Origin of the sequence: Micromonospora sp. NPDC127501, from assembly GCF_040302185.1 — a bacterium.
In the GTDB taxonomy this organism is placed as follows: Bacteria; Actinomycetota; Actinomycetes; order Mycobacteriales; family Micromonosporaceae; genus Micromonospora.
In genome coordinates this window covers 363569-382228 of the sequence record NZ_JBEORJ010000006.1, presented here as the reverse complement: position 1 = coordinate 382228, position 18660 = coordinate 363569, and the positions used below count along the sequence as shown (strand labels likewise).

Here is an 18660-nt window from a genome sequence, read left to right as displayed (position 1 = left end):
GTGAGCCCGTCCCGACGAACCGACGGGCGGGGCGGGATGTCGCCCGGGCCCGCAACGGGTACGGTTGCGGGAAGGCTCCGACGTTCGGGGTCGGCGCGGTCCGCCGCGACCGGCCGCCCAGCGGCGGGCGCGAGGTATCCCTCAGGGGGAGGTGCGATGATCCTGCTACGCCGGGTGATCGGTGACGCACTGCGAGCGCGCCGGCAGGGCCAGCAGCGCACGCTGCGTGAGGTCTCCACCGCCGCCAACGTCAGCCTCGGCTACCTCTCCGAGATTGAGCGCGGGCACAAGGAGCCGTCGAGCGAGTTGCTCGCCGCGATCTGCGACGCCCTCGGTGCCCGCCTCTCCGAGCTGCTGCGTGAGGTGAGCGACACCGTGGCGCTCGCCGAGCAGATGCCCGGGGTGCTCGTCTCGATGCAGGACGAGCCGGCCGACGCCGCAGCCAAGAGCACCAACCGCGGTGTCCGTCAGGTCACCTCCGACGGCAAGGTCGCTGTCTCGGTCCGCCAGGACTCGCCGCTCAAGGCCACCCTGCGCAGCACCCGGGTCCGCCCGACCGAGCGCGACCGGGACGTGGTCTGCGCGGCCTGAGCCGCCGATCCAGTTGACCATGGGCGGGCTGGCCACGGCCGCGTAGGGTTGCTCGCAGGAGCCGCCGGTGCTGTCGACCGCCCGGTACGGATGCCTCATTGGCGTTCGGCTGGGACGATGGAGACCGGCCGGTCACGGTCGGTCGGTCCAGCCGGCCCGGCCGTGGTGGAGCGACGCTACTGAGGGGATACCGCGGAGATGGCGAACCCGTTCGTCAAGGGTTGGAACTACCTGATGGCGCTCTTCGGTGCGAAGATCGACGAACACGCCGATCCCAAGGTGCAGATCCAGCAGGCCATCGAGGATGCCCAGCGGCAGCACCAGGCGCTGGTTCAGCAGGCTGCCGCGGTCATCGGCAACCAACGTCAGCTGGAGATGAAGCTGTCTCGACAGATGACCGAGGTCGAGCGGTTGCAGGGCAACGCCCGGCAGGCCCTGGTGCTCTCCGACCAGGCCCGGGCCAAGGGCGACGAGGCCGAGGCGGTGCGGTTCGAGCAGTCCGCGCAGACGCTGGCCAGCCAGCTCGTCTCCGCCGAGCAGGCCACCGAGGACCTGAAGACACTGCACGACCAGGCGCTGGGCGCCGCCGCCCAGGCCCGCCGAGCGGTCGAGAACAACTCGATGATCCTCCAGCAGAAGCTCGCCGAGCGCACCAAACTGCTCAGCCAGCTGGAGCAGGCCAAGATGCAGGAGACGGTGGCCCGCTCGCTGGAGTCGATGTCGTCGCTGACCGCGCCCACCAACACCCCGTCGCTGGACGAGGTGCGCGACCGCATCGAGCGGCGGTACGCCAACGCGATGGGTCGCGCCGAACTGGCCGGCAACTCCGTCGAGGGCCGTATGTTGGAAATTCAGAAGGCCACGATCGACTCGGCCGGCTCCGCCCGGCTCGAGCAGATCCGGTCCAGCATGGCGGGGGAGCAGCTCGGCGGCGCGGCCCAGCGACCGGCCGTGCCGCAGGCCGAGAAGACCGGCCCGGCCAACGACCCGACGGCAGCCGCCCGGCTGGACGAGCTGCGCGCCAGCATGGCTCGCGAGCGGGGCACCGGCGACCCGACCGCCGCCGGTTGAACGACCGGATTGAGGGGGTCACTGTGGCAGACGAGCGGACACGGTACTTCCGGAGGCTGGGTCGGCTTCGCCGGTCGGCCCGACGGTGGAGCGTGCTGGCCGGTGGGCTCGGCGGCGCCGCGGTGGTGCTGACTCCGTACGCCGGCCTTGGTCTGCCCGACGCGGCCTGGGCCGGCGCCGCGGGCAGCGCGGTGGCGCTCGCCGCCTGGCGCTGGATCGACGTGCGTGCCCTGGCCGCCCAGCCGGCGCCCCCCGCGCTCGACCCGGCCGAGGCGGCGGCCCGGTCGCGGGCCCGATTGATCGCCGCCGTCGAGCGGCTGCCGGTCGGCCCGGGCGTGCTGGCCGAGGTGCGCCGGGTCCGCTCCCGGATCGCGCTGCGCGGCACCAGCGCCGGAGAGCAGTGGGCCCGACTGGACCGGGCGGCGCTCACCCTGGCCGGGATGGCCCCCCGGCTCACCGGGCTGGCCGAGCCGGCGGTGCTGGAGGCCGCGGCTGCCGACCGCTCGCTGCGCGACCTGGCCACGCGGGTGGCCAGCGTCGAACGCGCGCTGCGGCTGGCCCCGGCCGACGCCCGGCCGCCGCTGGCCGAGGCGCACGCCGCGCTGACCGCTCAACTGGAGGGCGGGGTGGCGGCGTACGAACGGCTGGTGGTCGCCGCCGCCGGCTATCTGGCCGAGGACTCCCGACCGGAGACCGCCCACCCGGCAGCCGACCGGCTCACCGAGGCGACCGACCTGCTGCACGGGGTCGCCGGGGCGCTTGCCGAGCTGCGGGCCGTCGGCACCCCGCTGCGCGCGCCGACGCGCTGACGGCGCACGCCCAGAGACCGCGCGCTGACGCGCTGACGGCGCACGCCCAGAGACACCCGCGCTGACGGCGCGCCCCACCGGAGACCGTTCGCGGACCCCGGGCCGGTCACTGTGGCGTCGTCACCAGGACGGGCCCGGTGTACGGCGAGGTGCCCACGACGTTGAACGACCGGATCCGGTAGTGGTACGTGACGCCCCGGGCCAGTCCCGTGTTGGTGAAGCCGCGGCCGGTCACCGTGAAGGTGGCCGTCTCCTGCTCGAAGGCCGGGTCGAGTGCCCGCTGCACGATGAACCCGGACCCCGGACCGCCGGGTGTGCTCGCCTCCCAGGCCAGGATCACCGTCGCGGTGTCCGGCCCCGGTGCGCTGGCGGTGGCGCTCACCCCGCTGGGGGTTCCCGGCGCGGGTGGCGAGGTCACCGTGGCGACCGTCGACCACGCCGAGGCGGAGCCCAGGTAGGTGGTCCGCACCCGGTAGTAGTACGTGGTGTCCGGTGCCACCGTCGCGTCCAGGTGGTTGTCGCCGACCCCGATCGCCGTGGTGCCCGGGCCGCTGCTGAACGTCGGGTTGGTGGCCCGCTGCACGTCGATGCCGGTGGCGAACGAGCGGTTCGTCCAGCGCAGCGCCACCCGCAGCGGCGCGGCCGGCGGGAGCGTCGCGACCAGACCGCTCGGCGCGGCCAGGTGCACCGAGGCGGGTACCCCGTTCGACCAGGACGAGTAGCTGACCGCGTTCTCCGCCCGGATCCGGTAGTGGTAGGTCACCCCCGGGGTGACGGTCGCGTCGGTGTAGCGGGTGGCGGCGGCCGCGACGGTGATCGTGGTGACCTCGCCGCCGAAGGTCGCGTCGGTGGCTCGTTGCAGCAGGTGGCTGGTGGCGGGCGGTCGCCCGCCGTTGCTGGTCCAGGTCAGCGCGATCGCGGGTAGCGCGGTAGCGGAGCCGGGCACCGGTGTGGCGGTCAGCCCGGTCGGCGCCTTCGGCGCCACCCGCAGCACCAGCGGCCGGCTCATCCCGCCGTCGCGGTGGCCGGCGAGCTGACTGTGCCAGCGGTACTCCCAGCCCAGGTTGACCAGTTGGTTGACCACCGTGGCCGGTCGCCCGTCGATCGGGCTGACCGGTGTCGACCCGGTCCGCGCTCCGACCGGTCGACCCGGGTCGAGCAGCCGGACGCTGTCTCCCAGCTTGAACGGCAGCGTCGGCGCGACCGGGCGCAGCGCCACCACCACGTCCTCCCGGGGGTTGACCCGGACGACCCCCTTCCAGCCCAGCTCCGTGCCGTGCGGGAGTCGCAGGGTGCCGTCCCAGCCAACCCGGTTGATCACCTGTACGTCGCAGCCGGCGAGGTGCAATGGCTCGGTCTGCCGGATGTTGCCGCTGATCCGCCAGACCTGCGTGCCGTCGGTGGGGGCGCCCACCGGCACGGCGGGGTCGGTGGCGAAGAGCACCTCGGTGACCGGGTCGGTCGCACCGAGCGGCAGCGTCGTCGGGTTGAGCGGCCCGGCGTGTGGGTGCCCGACGCCGAGCCGGCCCGCCGACCGGCCGTGGTCCGGCTCGAAGATCTGCTGCGCGGCCTTGACCGCGATCGGCAGGGACACCGGGCCGGTGCCGGCGGTCGGCGTGAACGTCACAGTGGTGGCGTGCACCGGCACCGTCGTCTGCGCCGGGGTCCGGGTGCCGAACGCCGGGTCGTACGCCGGCTGCGGGACGATCGGCGGGCGCTGGCTGGCCGCGTACGCCAGGGGCAGCCGTTCGCGCAGCCGGCTCAGGTCGTACGGGGACTCGGGCGTCCCGGTGACCCGGAACTGGAGCAGGGTGCGGGTGTTCGGGCCGTACCCCGGTTCGGTCGAGGGTGGGCCGCCCTCGGCGCTGCGGTCCGGGGCGTCGGTGTGCTGGTCGTAGCGGGGGTCGAAGCCGGGCAGCGGGGCCGGAGCGTCGTTGTACAGGATCAGCGTGCTGCCCGGCGGCAGAGCGGAGAAGTCGACGAGCACGTCGGCCCGTTCGCCGGGGGCGAGCAGCACTGTGTGTCCGTCGACGTTCAGCACGGTCGGGTCGAGCCGGTCGTAGCGGTAGCCGATCGGTTGGTTCGGCAGCACCACGGGCGCCGGCAGGAGGCCGGCCTCGTTGCCGATCTGGATGAACTCGGGGCCGGCGGCGCGCGGGTCCGGCACACCGCCGTCGCGTCCGTCGGTCGGCCACCCCGCCGGACGGTCCGCCGCCCGCGCGGCGGGCACCATCGGCACCTCACCGGCGTCGGGGTCGGCGAGCGCCCCGTCGGACGTCCACATGGCCGCGTCGGAGCAGGCGCGGTAGAGCTGGAGGTTGAGGCTGCGGTCCAGGCAGGCGTTGAGGATCCGGAACCGGTACGTGCGCGGCCGCACCTCCAGGTACGGGTAGGCGACGCCGTTGACGAGCGGGGTGTCGCCGTACGCCTCGGGAACGGCCGCCGGGTGCGGTACGCCGGGGCTCATCGGCGGTTCGTCCGGCGCGCCGACCGGGTCGTGGTACGGGTTCGGCACCCAGCCGTCGGCGCTCGCGTCGTCGGAGGCGGAGGTGCGGGACCAGGGTCCGTAGTCCCACCGGCCGGTGGGGTTGCGTCCGCCGGATCGGTACGGGTTCTGCCGGGGTTGGTAGACGTGCGGGTGCCAGAGGCTGCCCCGGGCGCCCCAGCGTTCCCGGTCCCAGGTCGGGTCCTCGGCGGCGAGTTGGGTGTCGTCCGGAACGAACGTCTTGTCCTCGATCACCAACGGCACCTGGTCGGCCGGCAGCACCGCGTCGGCGACGAGCTGGTCCTCGGCCGGGTCGGTGAGCAGGTAGAGCGCGAGCTGTCCGCCGTAGACGGTGAGCCGGGCCAGGCCGAGGGTGTTGTCGTGAAACCACAGCAGCCGGCCGCTCTGCTCGTTCGGGAAGTAGAGCGTGGTGGCACCGGCGCCGGGCGCCGGCATGTCCGGCACGTGGGCCAGGCCGGGCCCGGTCGGGTACGGGGTGATCTCCCCGGCCGGGGTGATCCACTGCCCCGGGTTGCCCGCGCTGGTCCAGCCGGTTTGCGCCCCGGCCAGGTGCAGCACGGCCCGGTTCTGCGGGTACGGCGCCGGTCCGTCCAGTGGGCCCAGGCCGGCCCCCTCGATGGTGTCGTCGACCGGCAGGAACAGCTCGCCGGATCGACCGGTGGGGAGTTGATTGATGAACTTCACCCGGACCGGTCGACCCCGACGGGCGCGGATCATCGGCCCGAGGTGCCACGGTCGCTCCGGCGGCGCCACCGTGTTGTGTCCGGCCGGGTCGGTGCCGAGGTTGAGTTGCCGGTAGCCGCGCAGCCGGGTGACCGGCAGGTCCCGGTGCAGCCGCTGGGCGTACTCCTGGAGGCCGATCTCGTAGTAGTCGCAGCCCGGATAGCTCATGGTGTCCGGCACCGCCACCGGCAGGTGGCTGCCGAGTTCGCCGCGGCCGGGCTGGCCCGGCAGGGGCAGTGGGTCGACGAACTTGCGTAGGCCGGTCCCGGCGACCACCTGCCCGTCCGGGTCACGCGTCGGTCGGGGGCTGTGGGCGAAGTTCGGCACCGGGCCGAAGTAGCGGGGCACGACGGCCGGGTCCAGGCTCGGCGTGACAACGGCCTCCTCGGCGGTACGCGGGGCCGGCACGGACGACGCCCGGCCGTCGGCGTCGGTGTCGCGGGTGGTCCGCTCGAAGAAGGTGGAGCGGAGTCTGCGGAACATCGCCATGACTCTCCCCGGTTCGGGGCGCGAGGTCCGCCACCCCGGCGTGGGGACCCCGGCACTCTGCTGACGGTCGGTGAGCGCTCAACCGCAGCATGCGACTCTGGCGGCCGGTTAGGAATTACCCAATCGTCCGTTTCTGCCGGGGATCCCGTCAGGCGAGAGCCTGGTCAGCCGGATGACGACGGACCCGGACGCTCGGGCTGGCAGACCGGGCACCAGTAGGTGACCCGTTCGCCCAGTTCCTCCTTGCGGATGGCGGTGCCGCAGCGGCGGCAGGGCTGGGCGCGGCGGCCGTACACGTAGCTGGTCTGCCCCCGGTGCAGCGAGCCGGTGCTGCTCTGCGTCCACCGGCCCCGGTTGGCGGCGAGCAGCCGCTGTGCGAGGGCCACCAGGCCCGGCAGGTCGGGCACTCCGCCGACCGGGGTCCACGGTGACACGCCCCGCAGAAACAGCACCTCGCACTTGTAGAGGTTGCCCACGCCGGCCAGGTTGCGCTGGTCGAGCAGCGCCTCGCCGATGGTCTGCTCCGGGTGGTCGGCGAGCCGACGGACCGCCTCGGCCGGGTCCCAGTCGGAGCCGAGCAGGTCGGGGCCGAGGTGGCCGACCAGCTGGTCCTCCTCGGCGGTCGGCACCAGGGTCAGGTCGTGCAGGTGGTAGCCGACCGCGACAGCGCCGGGGCTGCGCAATACCACCCGGATCAGGTGCGCGGGCCGGCCGCTCCAGCGTTCCCCCGGGGCGTACGCCCGCCAGGCGCCGTCCATCCGCAGGTGGGAGTGCAGGGTCCAGTGCTCCTCGGTTGGGGCGTTCAGCCGCAGCAGCAGGTGCTTGCCCCGGCTGGCCGACTCGCGGACGGTCCAGTCGGTGAGGTCCGTGGTCGCCAGCTGTGGCACCCGGAAGTCACTGCCGGTGATCCGCGCGCCGGCCAGCGCGCGGTGCAGCACACGCGCGGTGTTCCAGACGGTGTCGCCTTCGGGCACCCTGCCATCCTCCCTCTTTCGAGCAAGATTCGCATGTGTCGCTATTTGTACTCAGGTTCCTCATGATCTCCTGACATGCGAAGGTCAGGGGGTTCTGAGGAGAATGCCCATGACGCGACCGCGTTGTCGTATCCCATCCGTCGCCCTCATCGCCACCCTCGTCCTCCTGCTCACCGCAGCGCTCCTACCCGCCACCGGTCCTGCGCCGGCCGCACCCGGCGGCGCTCCGATCACTCTCGTTGCCGCCGCACCCGGTGACGAACGGTGGAGCGCCGACCTCACCATCGTCGACCGCGACGATGTCAACGTCCGGCGTACCGCCGCCGGCCTCCGCCTGCGGGAGGCCCGGTCCACCGGACGCGGCGCCCGCAGCCCGCACAGCGCGGTCGCCGAGGGGATGCTGCTGACCGCTCCCCGCACCCTCGCCCGGCCGGCCACCCGGGTCCGTGCCGAGATCAACGCCGCGGTACCGGCCCGGGCGACAGTGGAGGCTCAGGTCCGCGGCTGGCGGGCCGCCGGCTGGACGGAGTGGCGGGCGGCCACCACCGGCGCGGTCTTCGACCGGCCGGTCACCCGGGTGCAGACCCGGGTGGTGCTCACCGCCCCGAACGGCGGCGCCACGGCGACGGTACGGGGCGTGCAGCTCACCGCCGACGCGAACGCCGCCGTGTCCGCCGCCACGCCCGGCCGCACCTACCGGGTGTACGCCACCCGCATCGGGCTGGTCGGAGAGCTGACCGCCAACGGCCGTACCGTGCAACCCCGGGACCACTTCGCGGCGCTGCCGTCGCGGCGGGGCCTCTCCCCGCTCAACACCGGTGACTACACCGTGCGGGTCTGCACCACCAGCGGCTCCCGCTGCGAGTACGCCCCGGTCTGGGACGTCGGGCCGTGGAACACCCGCGACGACTACTGGAACCCCTCGTCGGTCCGGGAGAACTGGAAGAACCTGCCGCAGGGCCGGCCCGAGGCGCAGGCCGCGTACCAGTCCGGCTACAACGGCGGACGGGACCAGTTCGGGCGGACCGTGCTCAACCCGGCCGGCATCGACCTGGCCGACGGCACGTTCTGGGACGGGTTGCGCCTGACCACCAACGCCTGGGTGGACGTCGCCTACCTGTGGACCGGAGGCGGGCCGCGTGGCGTGGTCGGTGACGGGCCGCTCAACATCCGCACCGGGGCCAGCACGTCGTACGCGACCCGTGGCCTCGCCGCCCGGCTGGCCCACGTGCCGATCCAGTGCTACGTCACCGGTCAGTCGGTCGCCGGCCCCTTCCGGACCACCACCCGCTGGAACCGTCTGGCCACTGGGCAGTACGTCAGCCACGCGTACATCTCCAGCGTGTACGGCGGCAGCGTGCCGGTCTGCTGAGCCACGCTCACCCCGTCGGGCGCCCCGTCGACGTCAGGGGCGCTCGTCGGGGCGAGCCGTGCGCACCATGTCCTGGTAGCGCGGGTGGCTGGCACCGTAGACGGCGTAGTTGAGACGGGCGTGCGTGAGGCTCAGATCGCCGTTGGGGCCACCGCGGACGGCGTCGGCGTCGGCGTCGGTCTGGCCGTCGTCGGTCCAGAAACAGACGGGGCACGTCCCCCCGCCGGTTCGGGATGCACAGCAGGGACAGCCCACAGGAACCACATGCTCACCCACCGGAGAAGCATTCCACAGTCGAACATCAGCCCGAAACCCGCAGGAGGTCCCCCGGGGAGGCCGCGAGGAGGTCCGCGGCCCGCCCGCCGTTGACCGCGACCGCGACCAGACCGGCCGAATCGACGTACGCCACCAGGCCACCGGCCGGGGCGTCGCCGAAGGTCCGCCCGTGCACCGCCACGAGGGCCGGCGTCGGCCCCGGCGGGCCCACCCGGAGCGTGGCCGGCAGCGGATCGAGCAGCTCGGCCGGCGCGGCCAGTTGGACGTTGCCGAAGTGGTCCACGGTCAGCACCTCGGCGGTGAAGCCCTCGGCGTCCCGGGTCACCGTCGGCGTCGGAAGTCGCACCAGCCCGGCCGGGTCGACCGGTGGGCCCGCCTCGGACAACGGCGCGCCGAGCGCCAGCCGGGCCGCCACCGGTGCGAAGACGTCGCGGCCGTGGAACGTGTTGGACACCCGGGAGGCCAGCCAGCGCGACCCGGTCAGCTCGACCGCGTCGGTCACCCCGCCGAGCACGGTGGCCGCGTCCAGCAGCAACCCGTTGTCCGGGCCGACCAGCAACCCACCCGGGGTGGCCAGCGCGACCCCCCGTCGGGCGGTGCCCACGCCCGGATCGACCACCGCCACGTGCACTCCCACCGGCAGGTACGGCACGGCCTGCGCCAGCACGGCGGCACCGCGCCGGACATCCGCCGGCGGCACCAGATGGGTCACGTCGATCACCCGGGCGGCCGGCGCGATCCGGGCGACGACCCCGTGGCAGGCGGCCACGAAGCCGTCGGTGAGGCCGTAGTCGGTGGTCAGCGAGATCCAGGGCACGGCGGACATGTCCGCAGGCTAGTAGAACCGCGGCGTGCTGGCGGATACGGGACAGCGCAGTGGCCGACCGGCCCCTCCCGCAGCCGGAGGACGTTGGGCAGACTGCCCTGGTGACAACTCGGAACCTCCCCGCAGTCGGAATCCTGCTGGTCGCCGTCGCCCTCAGCGCCGGTTGTGGCAGTGACGACGACGGCAACCCGACCGCGACCCCGTCCGTCTCGTCCGAGGCGGCCCCGACCGGCCTGCCGACGCCCCAAGCCCCACCCGGTGCCGACGGCGCGACCCCGCCCTCCGCCGCCGCACAGGGCACGACGCAGCGACGGCCGGCCAGCCCGCCGCCGGTGGTGCTGCCCAAGCGTCCGGCCAGTGCGCCCGGCGCGAAGCAGGTCGTCGACGCTTTCCGGGCTGCCGGCCTGAAGGTGCCGCGCCCGAAGGACCGCTCGGTCGACTGTGGGCCGGACGGCCTCGGCCTGGGCTGTTCCGAGCTGATCGCCACCGACGCCGTCACCGTCTACGTCTTCCCGGACGAGACCAGCGCCAGCGACATCGCGGAGACCTGGGGTGGTCAGTCGTACCAGCGTGGCGCGGTGGTGCTGAACTACCTGGAGGCGAAGACCCCGGCCGCCGACCGGCCCCGCTACGAGAAGGTCCTCGACGGCCTGGGCTGAACCGCGGGCGGGAAGGGTGGGTCAGCCGCGCAGGCGCAGGCCGCGGGGGGTGGCCCGGAAGCCGGCGGCGGTCAACGCGTCCCGCAGCGGCGACGAGTGCACCGCCTCGCCGTCGGCCCGCTCCACCGACATCGCCCCCAACGCCCCGGAGTGGACGGCGTCGGCGAGCGCCTTGCCGGCCGCGGCGAGCGTGTCGGTGTCGTCGGTGAAGGAGAGCAGCGTCCGGCCGCCGCGTTCGACGTAGAGGACGAGGTCACCCCCGACCTGCACCACCAGGGCACCCGCCTTGCGACCGGCCCGGTGCCCGGTCGCCGGGGTGGCCCCGTCGCCGGAGTCGACCACCCGTTCCGGCCAGGGCAGCGCCGCACCGTACGGGTTGGCCGGGTCGGTCGCGGCGAGCACTGTGGCCACCGCGCCCCGACCCCGGACTCCGTCGGTCGGCTCGGCCAGCGCGCGCAGCCGGTCCACCGCACCGGGTACGGCGAACTGCGCCGCCCCGAGCCCCTCGACGAAGTAACCCCGGCGGGCCGCACCGCGCTCCTCCAGCGCCGACAGGACCGGGTAGACCGCCGAGAAGCCGCCGACCACCTGCTCGGCCATCACCGCGCCTCGGGTGACCACCCCGTGCCGCTCCAGCAGCAGGTCGGCGAGCGCGGCGGCGCGCCGGGTGGGGTCGAGGTCCCGCTCCGGGAGACGTGACCAGCGGCCGGCGACGGTCGGCGGGCCACCCCGGGTCGGCAGCGCCACCCGACCGGGCCGCCGGTAACGGGTGCGGGGCGCGGACGGCCGGGAGCGGTGCGCGCCGCCAGCGCCGAGCACCGCGCGCAGCGGGGCGAGGGTGTCGTTGCTGAGGTGCCCGGCCCAGACCAGGTCCCAGATCACCCCGGTCAACGCGGCGTCGTCGGTCGAGCCGACCCGGTCGGCCAGCGGGCGGAAGAACAGCGCCTGCCCGTCGCCGAGCGCGTCGAGCACCGCGTCGTGCAACGGGGTACGGGTCAACGCCTCGTCGGGCGGCGGCAGCAGCAGCGGCGCGGCGTCCGCGTACGCCAGGGTGACCCAGCCGTCGCCCCCGGAGATCGCCCCGGACCCCGCCCAGAGCACCTCCCCGCTGGCGCACAGCTCGTCGAGCTGGGCGGGGGAGTAGTCCGCGACCCGGGCGGGCAGCACCAACCGCTCCAGCGCGGACGCCGGCACCGCAGCGCCCTGCAACTGCTCCACAGTGGCGGCGAGCGCCTCCACACCTCGGGCGGACGAGCCGACCTGCTGCCAGCGTGGCAGGAACGTGGCGAGGGCCCGGGGCGGCACCGGCTCGATCTCCCGGCGCAGCGCGGCGAGGGAGCGGCGGCGCAGCATCCGCAGCACCTCGACATCGCACCACTGGGCGCCGGCCGAATCCGGTGTGAACTCTCCGGAGACCACCCGCCCGGTGGTGCCGAGCCGGCGCAGCGCCTGCTCGACGACGAACACCCCGAGCCCGAACCGGGCCGCGCAGCTGGCCGCGGCGAACGGCCCGTGGGTGCGGGCGTAGCGGGCCACCAGGTCACCGAGCGGGTCGGCCACTGGGGCAAGGTACGCCTCGGCCACCCCCATCGGCAGCGCCACGCCGAGGGCGTCGCGCAGGCGGGCGGCGTCCTCGACGCCCACCCAGCGCTGCTCGCCCGCGATCCGGACCCGCAGCACCCGGCGGGTGGCCTCCAGCTCGCTGAGCCACGTCTCCGGCACACCCCGCTCGGTCAACTCGGCGTCGCTCAGGTCGCCGAGGACCCGCAGCAGCTCGACGACGTCCTCGGCGTCGCGGGGACGGCGCTGCTCGGTCAGCCACCGCAGCTGCCGGTCGGTCTCGGTGAGCACCGCCGGGTCGAGCAACTCCCGCAGGTCGACCCGACCGAGCAGCTCGCCGAGGAGCGTCGAGTCGAGGGCGAGTGCGGCGGCGCGGCGCTCGGCCAGCGGGGCATCGCCCTCGTAGAGGAACGCGCCGACGTAGCCGAAGAGCAGCGACCGCGCGAACGGCGACGGCGCGCTGGTCTCCACCTCGACCAGTCGCACCTTGCGGGTGGCCAGGTCGCGCATCAGCCCGGCCAGTGCCGGCTGGTCGAAGACGTCCTGGAGACACTCCCGGGCGGCCTCCAGGGTGACCGGGAAGTCCGCGTACTCGCGGGCGACGTCGAGCAGTTGCGCGGCGCGTTGCCGTTGCTGCCAGAGCGGTTGGCGGCGGCGCGGGTCTCGGCGCGGCAGCAGCAGGGACCGGGCGGCGCACTCCCGGAAGCGGGCGGCGAAGAGGGCGGAGGTGCCGACCGACTCCTCCACGAGTTGGGTGATCTCGTCCGGCTCGAAGACCACCACGTCGGCACCCGGGGGCTCGTCGGCGGTGTCCGGAAGTCGCACCACGATGCCGTCGTCCGAGGGCATCACCTGGGCGTCCACTCCGTACCGTTCGGCCAGCCGGCGGCCCACCGCGAGGGCCCACGGCCCGTTGACCCGGGCACCGAGCACGCTGTGCACGGCCAGCCGCCAGTCACCCAGCTCGTCGCGGAACCGCTCGACCACGACAGTGCGGTCGTCGGGCAGCGAGCGGGTGGCCTCCCGTTGCTCGCGCAGGTAGGCCATCAGGTTGCCGGCGGCCCAGTCGTCCAGCCCGCCGTCGCGCAGCGCGGCCAGGGCCGCCTCGTCGGTCTGGCGCAGCAGGGTGCGCACCCGGGCGCCGATGGCCCGGCCCAGCTCCACCGGCCGACCCAGCTGGTCGCCCTTCCAGAACGGCATGCGCGCGGCCTGCCCCGGGGCGGGCGAGACCAGCACGCGGTCCGGAGTGATCTCCTCGATCCGCCAGGAGGACGAGCCGAGCAGGAAGACGTCGCCGACCCGGGACTCGTAGACCATCTCCTCGTCCAGTTCGCCGACCCGGGCGGCCCGCTCGGCGCCGGCCAGGAACACCCCGAACAGACCCCGGTCGGGAATGGTGCCGCCGCTGGTCACCGCGAGTCGCTGCGCGCCGGGGCGGCCGGTGAGCAGGTCGGTGGCCCGGTCCCAGACCAGTCGGGGCCGCAGCTCGGCGAAGGCGGTCGACGGGTAGCGGCCGGAGAGCATGTCCAGCACGGCGTGCAGCGCCGAGTCGGGCAGCTCGGCGAAGGGCGCGGCCCGGCGGACCAGTACAGCCAGGTCGCCGAGCGCCCACGGCTCCAGCGCCACCATCGCGACGATCTGCTGGGCCAGCACGTCCAGTGGGTTGCGCGGGTAGTGCAGCTCCTCGATCGCGCCGTCGGTCATCCGCTCGGCGACCACCGCACAGGAGAGCAGGTCGCCGCGGTGCTTGGGGAAGACCACCCCCCGGGAGACGGCGCCCACCTGGTGCCCGGCCCGGCCGACCCGTTGCAGGCCGGCGGCCACGCTCGGCGGCGCCTCGATCTGCACCACCAAATCGACCGCGCCCATGTCGATGCCGAGCTCCAGGCTGGAGGTGGCGACCACCGCTGGGAGCTGGCCGGACTTGAGCGCCTCCTCGATGTGCTTGCGCTCCTCCCGGGAGACGCTGCCGTGGTGGGCGCGGGCGATCACGGGCGCCGCGCCGGTGGCGGCGCCGGACTGGGCCATCACCTCGGCCGGCGGCCGGTTGCGCACCGGACCGGCGGGGCCACCCCAACGCTGTGCGCCGGACGCCGTGCCGTCGTCGCCCGCCGGGTCGGCGCCGGCCGGCAACCCCTCCGGTACGCCGATCGCGCCCTCGTCCGACGCGGATGCGGCCACCGCCTCGGCGGCCAGCTCGTTGAGGCGGGCGCAGAGGCGCTCGGCGCTGCGCCGGGAGTTGGTGAAGACGATGGTCGAGCGGTGCTGCCCGATGAGGGTGAAGACCCGCTCCTCCACGGCCGGCCAGATCGACGCCCGACGCGGCCCGGGGCCGCCGAGGTCGTCCTCCGGTGGCTGCTCCTGCTCGTCCAGGCGGGTCATGTCCTCCACCGGGACCTCCACGCTGACCTCGATGGTCTTCGGGGTGGCCGGCTGGACCACGTCGACCGGGCGGGCGCCGCCGAGGAACTGTGCGCAGGCGTCGATCGGCCGGACGGTGGCTGAGAGGCCGATGCGCTGTGCCGGGGCAGGCAGCAGCCCGTCGAGGCGTTCGAGGGAGAGGGCGAGGTGGGCGCCGCGCTTGCTGCCGGCGACCGCGTGCACCTCGTCGACGATCACCGTCTGGACGCCGCGCAGCGAGTCGCGAGCCGCGGACGTGAGCAGCAGGAACAGCGACTCGGGTGTGGTGATGAGGATGTCCGGCGGGGTGCGGGCGAACGCGCGTCGCTCGTCGGCGGGCGTGTCGCCGGTGCGCATGCCGACGGTGATGTCGGGCGGTGCGACGCCCAGCCGGGTGGCCGCCTGCCGGATGCCGGCCAGCGGGGCGCGCAGGTTGCGCTCCACGTCGACGGCGAGGGCCTTGAGCGGGCTGACGTAGAGCACCCGGCAGCGCTGGCGGGCCTCGGCCGGTGCTGGCTCGCGGGCGAGCCGGTCCAGTGACCAGAGGAAGGCCGCGAGCGTCTTGCCCGAGCCGGTGGGCGCCACCACGAGCGCGTTGCGGCCGGCGGCGACCGACCGCCAGGCGCCGGTCTGCGCGGCGGTCGGGGCGGCAAAGGCGTTGTCGAACCAGGCGCGGGTGGCCGGGCCGAACCCGGCCAGCACCGCGCCGGCGTCTGCATCTGCCCCGATCACCGGTCCATCGTGCCCCGCCGGTCCGACATCCACGAGCGACCCACGACGGAATGGGCCAGCAAAAGGCAAAAAGCGTGGAACGTGCGCTTAATACGTTAAGTCTCACTTAACTGCTTGCTTCTGAGGAGCAACATAAAGTAACTTCACCCGCAACGCGAACCGGGGTGAGGGGATTTGATGGCCGGCGAGCAGCGCACCGTCGAACCGGGCACCGACGTGCTGATTCGCAAGGTCGACAGCCACCTCGCCGCGCTCCGCTCCGGTCTGCACGGCCCCGAGCTCGAGCTCGCCGAACGCCTCGCCCACTGTCTGCGCGAGATGGTTCTCTGCACCGCCCAGGCCAGCGCCGCCGACCGGGGCCAGGTCCGCGTTGCCGTGCACTACTTCGTGCTGCGTCGCGAGAGCCGTGGCCGCCTGCTGTCGGTGCGGTCGCTGACCGCCGCCGAGCGGGTGGTCGACCGGGTCGCCCGCCAGCTCGGCCGCCTCGACCTGCTGGCCGAGCTGGGCCGCCGCCGCCCCACCCCCGACGACGCGCAACCCCTCAACAACGCCCTGCTGCGCTGACGACGCCGCACCCCCTCCCGCGTCGATCAAGAGGTTTGCGTCAGGAACGCGGGCGCGGATGACGCAAACCTCTTGATCAACGGGCTGGGGTTGGGGCTGGGTTGGGGTTGGGCGGGCTAATTCTGGCAAAACCGCCCGGCGGGGGAGGAACTGGCGTCTGATCGCTGCTAGGCGCCACCGCTGCCACGGGCGTCGGCCACGTCGATCGGGAGCGCAGGTGCTGGTACTGCTCATCCTCCATCTCGTGGCGGCCCTCGCCGCGCCCCTGCTCGTCCGCTGGTGGGGTCCGCGCGCGTGCTACCCGCTGGCGCTCGCGCCGGCCGCCGCGTTCTGCTGGGCGGTGGCCCGCACCCCGGCCGTCGCCGACGGCGGTGCGGTGGTCGAGACGTACCCGTGGATCCGGCAGTTGGGCCTCGACATCGCGTTCCGGCTCACCACGCTGTCCTGGCTGATGACGCTGCTGATCGGCGGCGTCGGCGCGCTGGTGCTGGTCTACAGCGCCCGCTATTTCAGTGCCGGCTCCACCGGGATGGCGCAGTTCGCCGCGGTCCTGGTCGCCTTCGCGGGCGCGATGCTCGTCCTGGTCTTCGCCGACGACCTGCTGCTGCTCTACGTCGGCTGGGAGCTGACCACGATCTTCTCGTACCTGCTGATCGGGCACAGCACCGAACGGCGGTCCAGCCGTTGGGCGGCGGCGCAGGCGTTGACCGTCACCACGCTGGGCGGCCTCGCCATGCTGGTCGGCTTCATCATGCTGGGCGAGCACGCCGGCACCTACCGCTGGTCGGAGATCAGCGCGCAGCCGCTGCCCGGCGGCGGGTACCTGGTGGGCGCCGTGCTGCTGATCCTGGCCGGTGCGCTGTCCAAGTCGGCGGTGCTGCCGTTCAGCTCGTGGCTCCCGGTGGCGATGGCAGCACCCACGCCGGTCAGCGCCTACCTGCACGCCGCCGCCATGGTCAAGGCCGGCGTCTACCTGGTCGGACTGCTCGCCCCGGCGCTCGCCACGGTCGGCCCGTGGCGGCCGCTGGTGCAGGTCGCCGGCGTGGCGACCATGCTGCTCGGTGGGTGGGCCGCGCTGCGCCAGACCGACCTCAAGCTGCTCCTCGCGTACGGGACGGTCAGTCAGCTCGGCCTGCTGGTGGCGGTGACCGGCTCGGGCACCCCGGACGCCGCGCTGGCCGGCACCGCGATGCTGCTGGCGCACGCCCTGTTCAAGGCGGCGCTGTTCCTGGTCGTCGGCATCATCGACCACGGTGCCGGCACCCGTGACCTGCGCGAGCTGTCCGGGCTGCGGCACTGGTCCCGGCCGCTGTTCGTGGTCGCCGTGCTGGCCGCGGCGTCGATGGCCGGTGTGCCGCCGCTGGTCGGCTTCGTGGCCAAGGAGGCGGTGTTCGGGGCGTTCACCGACCAGCCCGTGCTCCTCACCGGCCTGGTCGTCGGGACGGTGCTCACCGTCGCGTACAGCGCCCGTTTCCTCTGGGGCGCGTTCGCCGATCGGCCGGGTGTGGCGCCGGTCCCGCCGGGGTCGATCGCCGCGTCGCTGCTGGTTCCGCCCGCGGTGCTCGCCGGTGTCGGTCTGCTCGCCGGTCCGGCCGCGAGCGTGCTGGACGACCTGCTGCGCCCGTACGCCGATCTGCTCGGCGGGGTCGACGCGCACCTGGCGCTCTGGGCCGGACCGACCCCGGCGCTCGGCCTGTCCGTGCTGGCGCTCGTCGGCGGCGGCCTGCTCTTCGCCGTGCGTGGGCCGCTCGCCCCGGTGCTGACCCGGCTCCGATCACCGGTGAGTGGAAACCAGGGGTACGAGTGGGTCATCGGCCGGTTCGACCGACTGGCATTCGATGTCACCAGCGCGACCCAGCGCGGCTCACTGCCGCAGTATCTGGGCATCATCCTGGTCACCCTGGTGTTGGTGCCGGGTGCGGCGATGCTCTCCGCCAGCCCATGGCGGGCGCGGATTCCGCTCTGGGACAGCGCGCTGCAACCGGTGGTCGTCCTGGTCATCACGGTGGCGGCGGTGCTGGCGGTCGGTGCCCGCCGCCGGCTGACCGCGATGCTGCTGGTGGGCATGACCGGCTACGGCACGGCGATGTTGTTCGTGCTGCACGGAGCGCCCGACCTGGCGCTCACCCAGTTCCTGGTGGAAACCTCGACGATCGCGGTCTTCGTGCTCGTACTGCGTCGCCTGCCGGAGCGGTTCTCGGCCCGCCCGCTGCGCCGTACCCGCTGGGCCCGTCGGGTGATCGGGGTGGCGGCGGGGTTGGTGGCCGCCGGTTTGGCCCTCACCGCCGTCGGTGCCCGCCGGGCACCGGACATCTCCGCCGCCTTCCCCGACCTGGCGGTGGCGCACGGGTACGGCCGCAACGTGGTCAACGTGACCCTTGTCGACATCCGGGCCTGGGACACGATGGGCGAGTTGGCGGTGCTGGTGGTGGCTGCGACCGGGGTGGCCAGCCTGATCTTCGAGCGCTCCCGCACCGGGCCGCGGCCGCGCCGGCCCGATTCCGAGCAGGAGGAGGGTGGACGCGGTCGACCGGTCTGGCTGCGCGGTGGCCCCACCCTGTACGAGGAGCGCCGCTCGATCGTGTTGGAGGTGGTCATCCGGCTGATCTTCCACACCGTGGTGCTGTTCTCGCTGTTCCTGCTCTTCTCCGGGCACAACGCGCCGGGCGGCGGGTTCGCCGGCGGGCTGGTGGCGGGTCTCGCCCTGGTGGTGCGCTATCTGGCCGGCGGCCGGTACGAGCTGACCGAGGCGGCCCCGATCGGCGCCGGCGCGATTCTCGGCGCCGGGCTGGCCATGGCTGTCGGCAGTGGCGTGGTGGCGCTGCTGGTCGGTGGGTCGGTGCTGGAGAGCGCGAAGGTCGACCGGGCCCTGCCACTGGTGGGCGACGCCCATCTGGTCACGTCGCTCTTCTTCGACATCGGCGTGTACCTGGTCGTGATCGGGTTGGTGCTGGACATCCTGCGCAGCCTCGGTGCCGAGGTGGACCGGCACATCGAGGCCACCGGAACGGCCACCGGCGGGTTGGCCGTCGACAAGGGGGACCGCCCGTGAGCGCGAGGAGTGAGCCGGGTCTGCGAGCCCCGCAGCCGCGAACAGAGGTGGCACGG

The 18660-nt window shown here is 74.0% G+C and carries 12 protein-coding genes; 7 read left to right on the top strand and 5 right to left on the bottom strand.

Annotation, left to right across the window (positions count from 1 at the left end):
- Positions 1-156: 156 nt before the first annotated feature.
- The 3 genes from ABTW72_RS16935 (at position 157) to pspM (ending at position 2471) form a co-directional block, all read left to right on the top strand.
- Complete coding sequence (locus tag ABTW72_RS16935; RefSeq protein ID WP_091400451.1) at positions 157-591, top strand: helix-turn-helix domain-containing protein; 435 nt, start codon at positions 157-159, stop codon at positions 589-591.
- 198 nt (positions 592-789) lie between these two features.
- Positions 790-1662, top strand: a complete 873-nt coding sequence (locus tag ABTW72_RS16930) for a PspA/IM30 family protein (RefSeq protein WP_112586609.1) — start codon at positions 790-792, stop codon at positions 1660-1662.
- Between the two features lie 23 nt (positions 1663-1685).
- On the top strand, positions 1686-2471 hold the full coding sequence (gene pspM / locus ABTW72_RS16925; RefSeq protein ID WP_350859731.1) for a phage shock envelope stress response protein PspM: 786 nt from the start codon (positions 1686-1688) through the stop codon (positions 2469-2471).
- A gap of 106 nt (positions 2472-2577) precedes the next feature.
- Here the strand turns inward: pspM and ABTW72_RS16920 are convergent, their stop codons facing one another.
- Entirely contained in the window at positions 2578-6189 is a 3612-nt protein-coding gene (locus tag ABTW72_RS16920) for a hypothetical protein (protein ID WP_350859728.1), read from the bottom strand.
- 164 nt (positions 6190-6353) lie between these two features.
- Positions 6354-7163 (bottom strand): DNA-formamidopyrimidine glycosylase family protein, encoded by an 810-nt coding sequence (locus tag ABTW72_RS16915; RefSeq protein ID WP_350859726.1) that lies wholly within the window; start codon positions 7161-7163, stop codon positions 6354-6356.
- Between the two features lie 109 nt (positions 7164-7272).
- Here ABTW72_RS16915 and ABTW72_RS16910 point away from each other — a divergent pair, with 109 nt between their 5' ends.
- A complete protein-coding gene (locus tag ABTW72_RS16910) occupies positions 7273-8535 on the top strand; it encodes a DUF8814 domain-containing protein (RefSeq protein WP_350859723.1) in 1263 nt (420 codons plus the stop codon).
- Positions 8536-8568: 33 nt separating this feature from the next.
- Here the strand turns inward: ABTW72_RS16910 and ABTW72_RS16905 are convergent, their stop codons facing one another.
- Both ABTW72_RS16905 and ABTW72_RS16900 read right to left on the bottom strand, forming a co-directional pair.
- A complete protein-coding gene (locus ABTW72_RS16905) occupies positions 8569-8790 on the bottom strand; it encodes a CPCC family cysteine-rich protein (RefSeq protein ID WP_091400463.1) in 222 nt (73 codons plus the stop codon).
- A 46-nt stretch (positions 8791-8836) separates the two neighbouring features.
- Entirely contained in the window at positions 8837-9637 is an 801-nt protein-coding gene (locus ABTW72_RS16900) for an SAM hydrolase/SAM-dependent halogenase family protein (protein ID WP_350859720.1), read from the bottom strand.
- A 101-nt stretch (positions 9638-9738) separates the two neighbouring features.
- Between ABTW72_RS16900 and ABTW72_RS16895 the strand changes: the two genes are divergently transcribed.
- Positions 9739-10296 (top strand): hypothetical protein, encoded by a 558-nt coding sequence (locus ABTW72_RS16895; protein WP_350859717.1) that lies wholly within the window; start codon positions 9739-9741, stop codon positions 10294-10296.
- Between the two features lie 21 nt (positions 10297-10317).
- Here ABTW72_RS16895 and ABTW72_RS16890 read toward each other — a convergent pair whose 3' ends face one another.
- Complete coding sequence (locus ABTW72_RS16890) at positions 10318-14988, bottom strand: ATP-dependent helicase (RefSeq protein WP_350859715.1); 4671 nt, start codon at positions 14986-14988, stop codon at positions 10318-10320.
- Between the two features lie 177 nt (positions 14989-15165).
- Between ABTW72_RS16890 and ABTW72_RS16885 the strand changes: the two genes are divergently transcribed.
- Both ABTW72_RS16885 and ABTW72_RS16880 read left to right on the top strand, forming a co-directional pair.
- Positions 15166-15552, top strand: coding sequence for a hypothetical protein (locus tag ABTW72_RS16885; protein WP_350859712.1), 387 nt, complete (start codon positions 15166-15168; stop codon positions 15550-15552).
- Positions 15553-15769: 217 nt separating this feature from the next.
- A complete protein-coding gene (locus ABTW72_RS16880) occupies positions 15770-18604 on the top strand; it encodes a Na+/H+ antiporter subunit A (protein ID WP_350859709.1) in 2835 nt (944 codons plus the stop codon).
- The last annotated feature ends 56 nt before the right edge of the window (positions 18605-18660 follow it).

Coding starts and splice junctions, on each gene's coding strand:
- ABTW72_RS16935 (WP_091400451.1), top strand. CDS start 157: ATGATCCTGCTACGCCGGGTGATCGGTGACGCACTGCGAGCGCGCCGG.
- ABTW72_RS16930 (WP_112586609.1), top strand. CDS start 790: ATGGCGAACCCGTTCGTCAAGGGTTGGAACTACCTGATGGCGCTCTTC.
- ABTW72_RS16920 (WP_350859728.1), bottom strand. CDS start 6,189: ATGGCGATGTTCCGCAGACTCCGCTCCACCTTCTTCGAGCGGACCACC.
- ABTW72_RS16910 (WP_350859723.1), top strand. CDS start 7,273: ATGACGCGACCGCGTTGTCGTATCCCATCCGTCGCCCTCATCGCCACC.
- ABTW72_RS16900 (WP_350859720.1), bottom strand. CDS start 9,637: ATGTCCGCCGTGCCCTGGATCTCGCTGACCACCGACTACGGCCTCACC.
- ABTW72_RS16885 (WP_350859712.1), top strand. CDS start 15,166: ATGGCCGGCGAGCAGCGCACCGTCGAACCGGGCACCGACGTGCTGATT.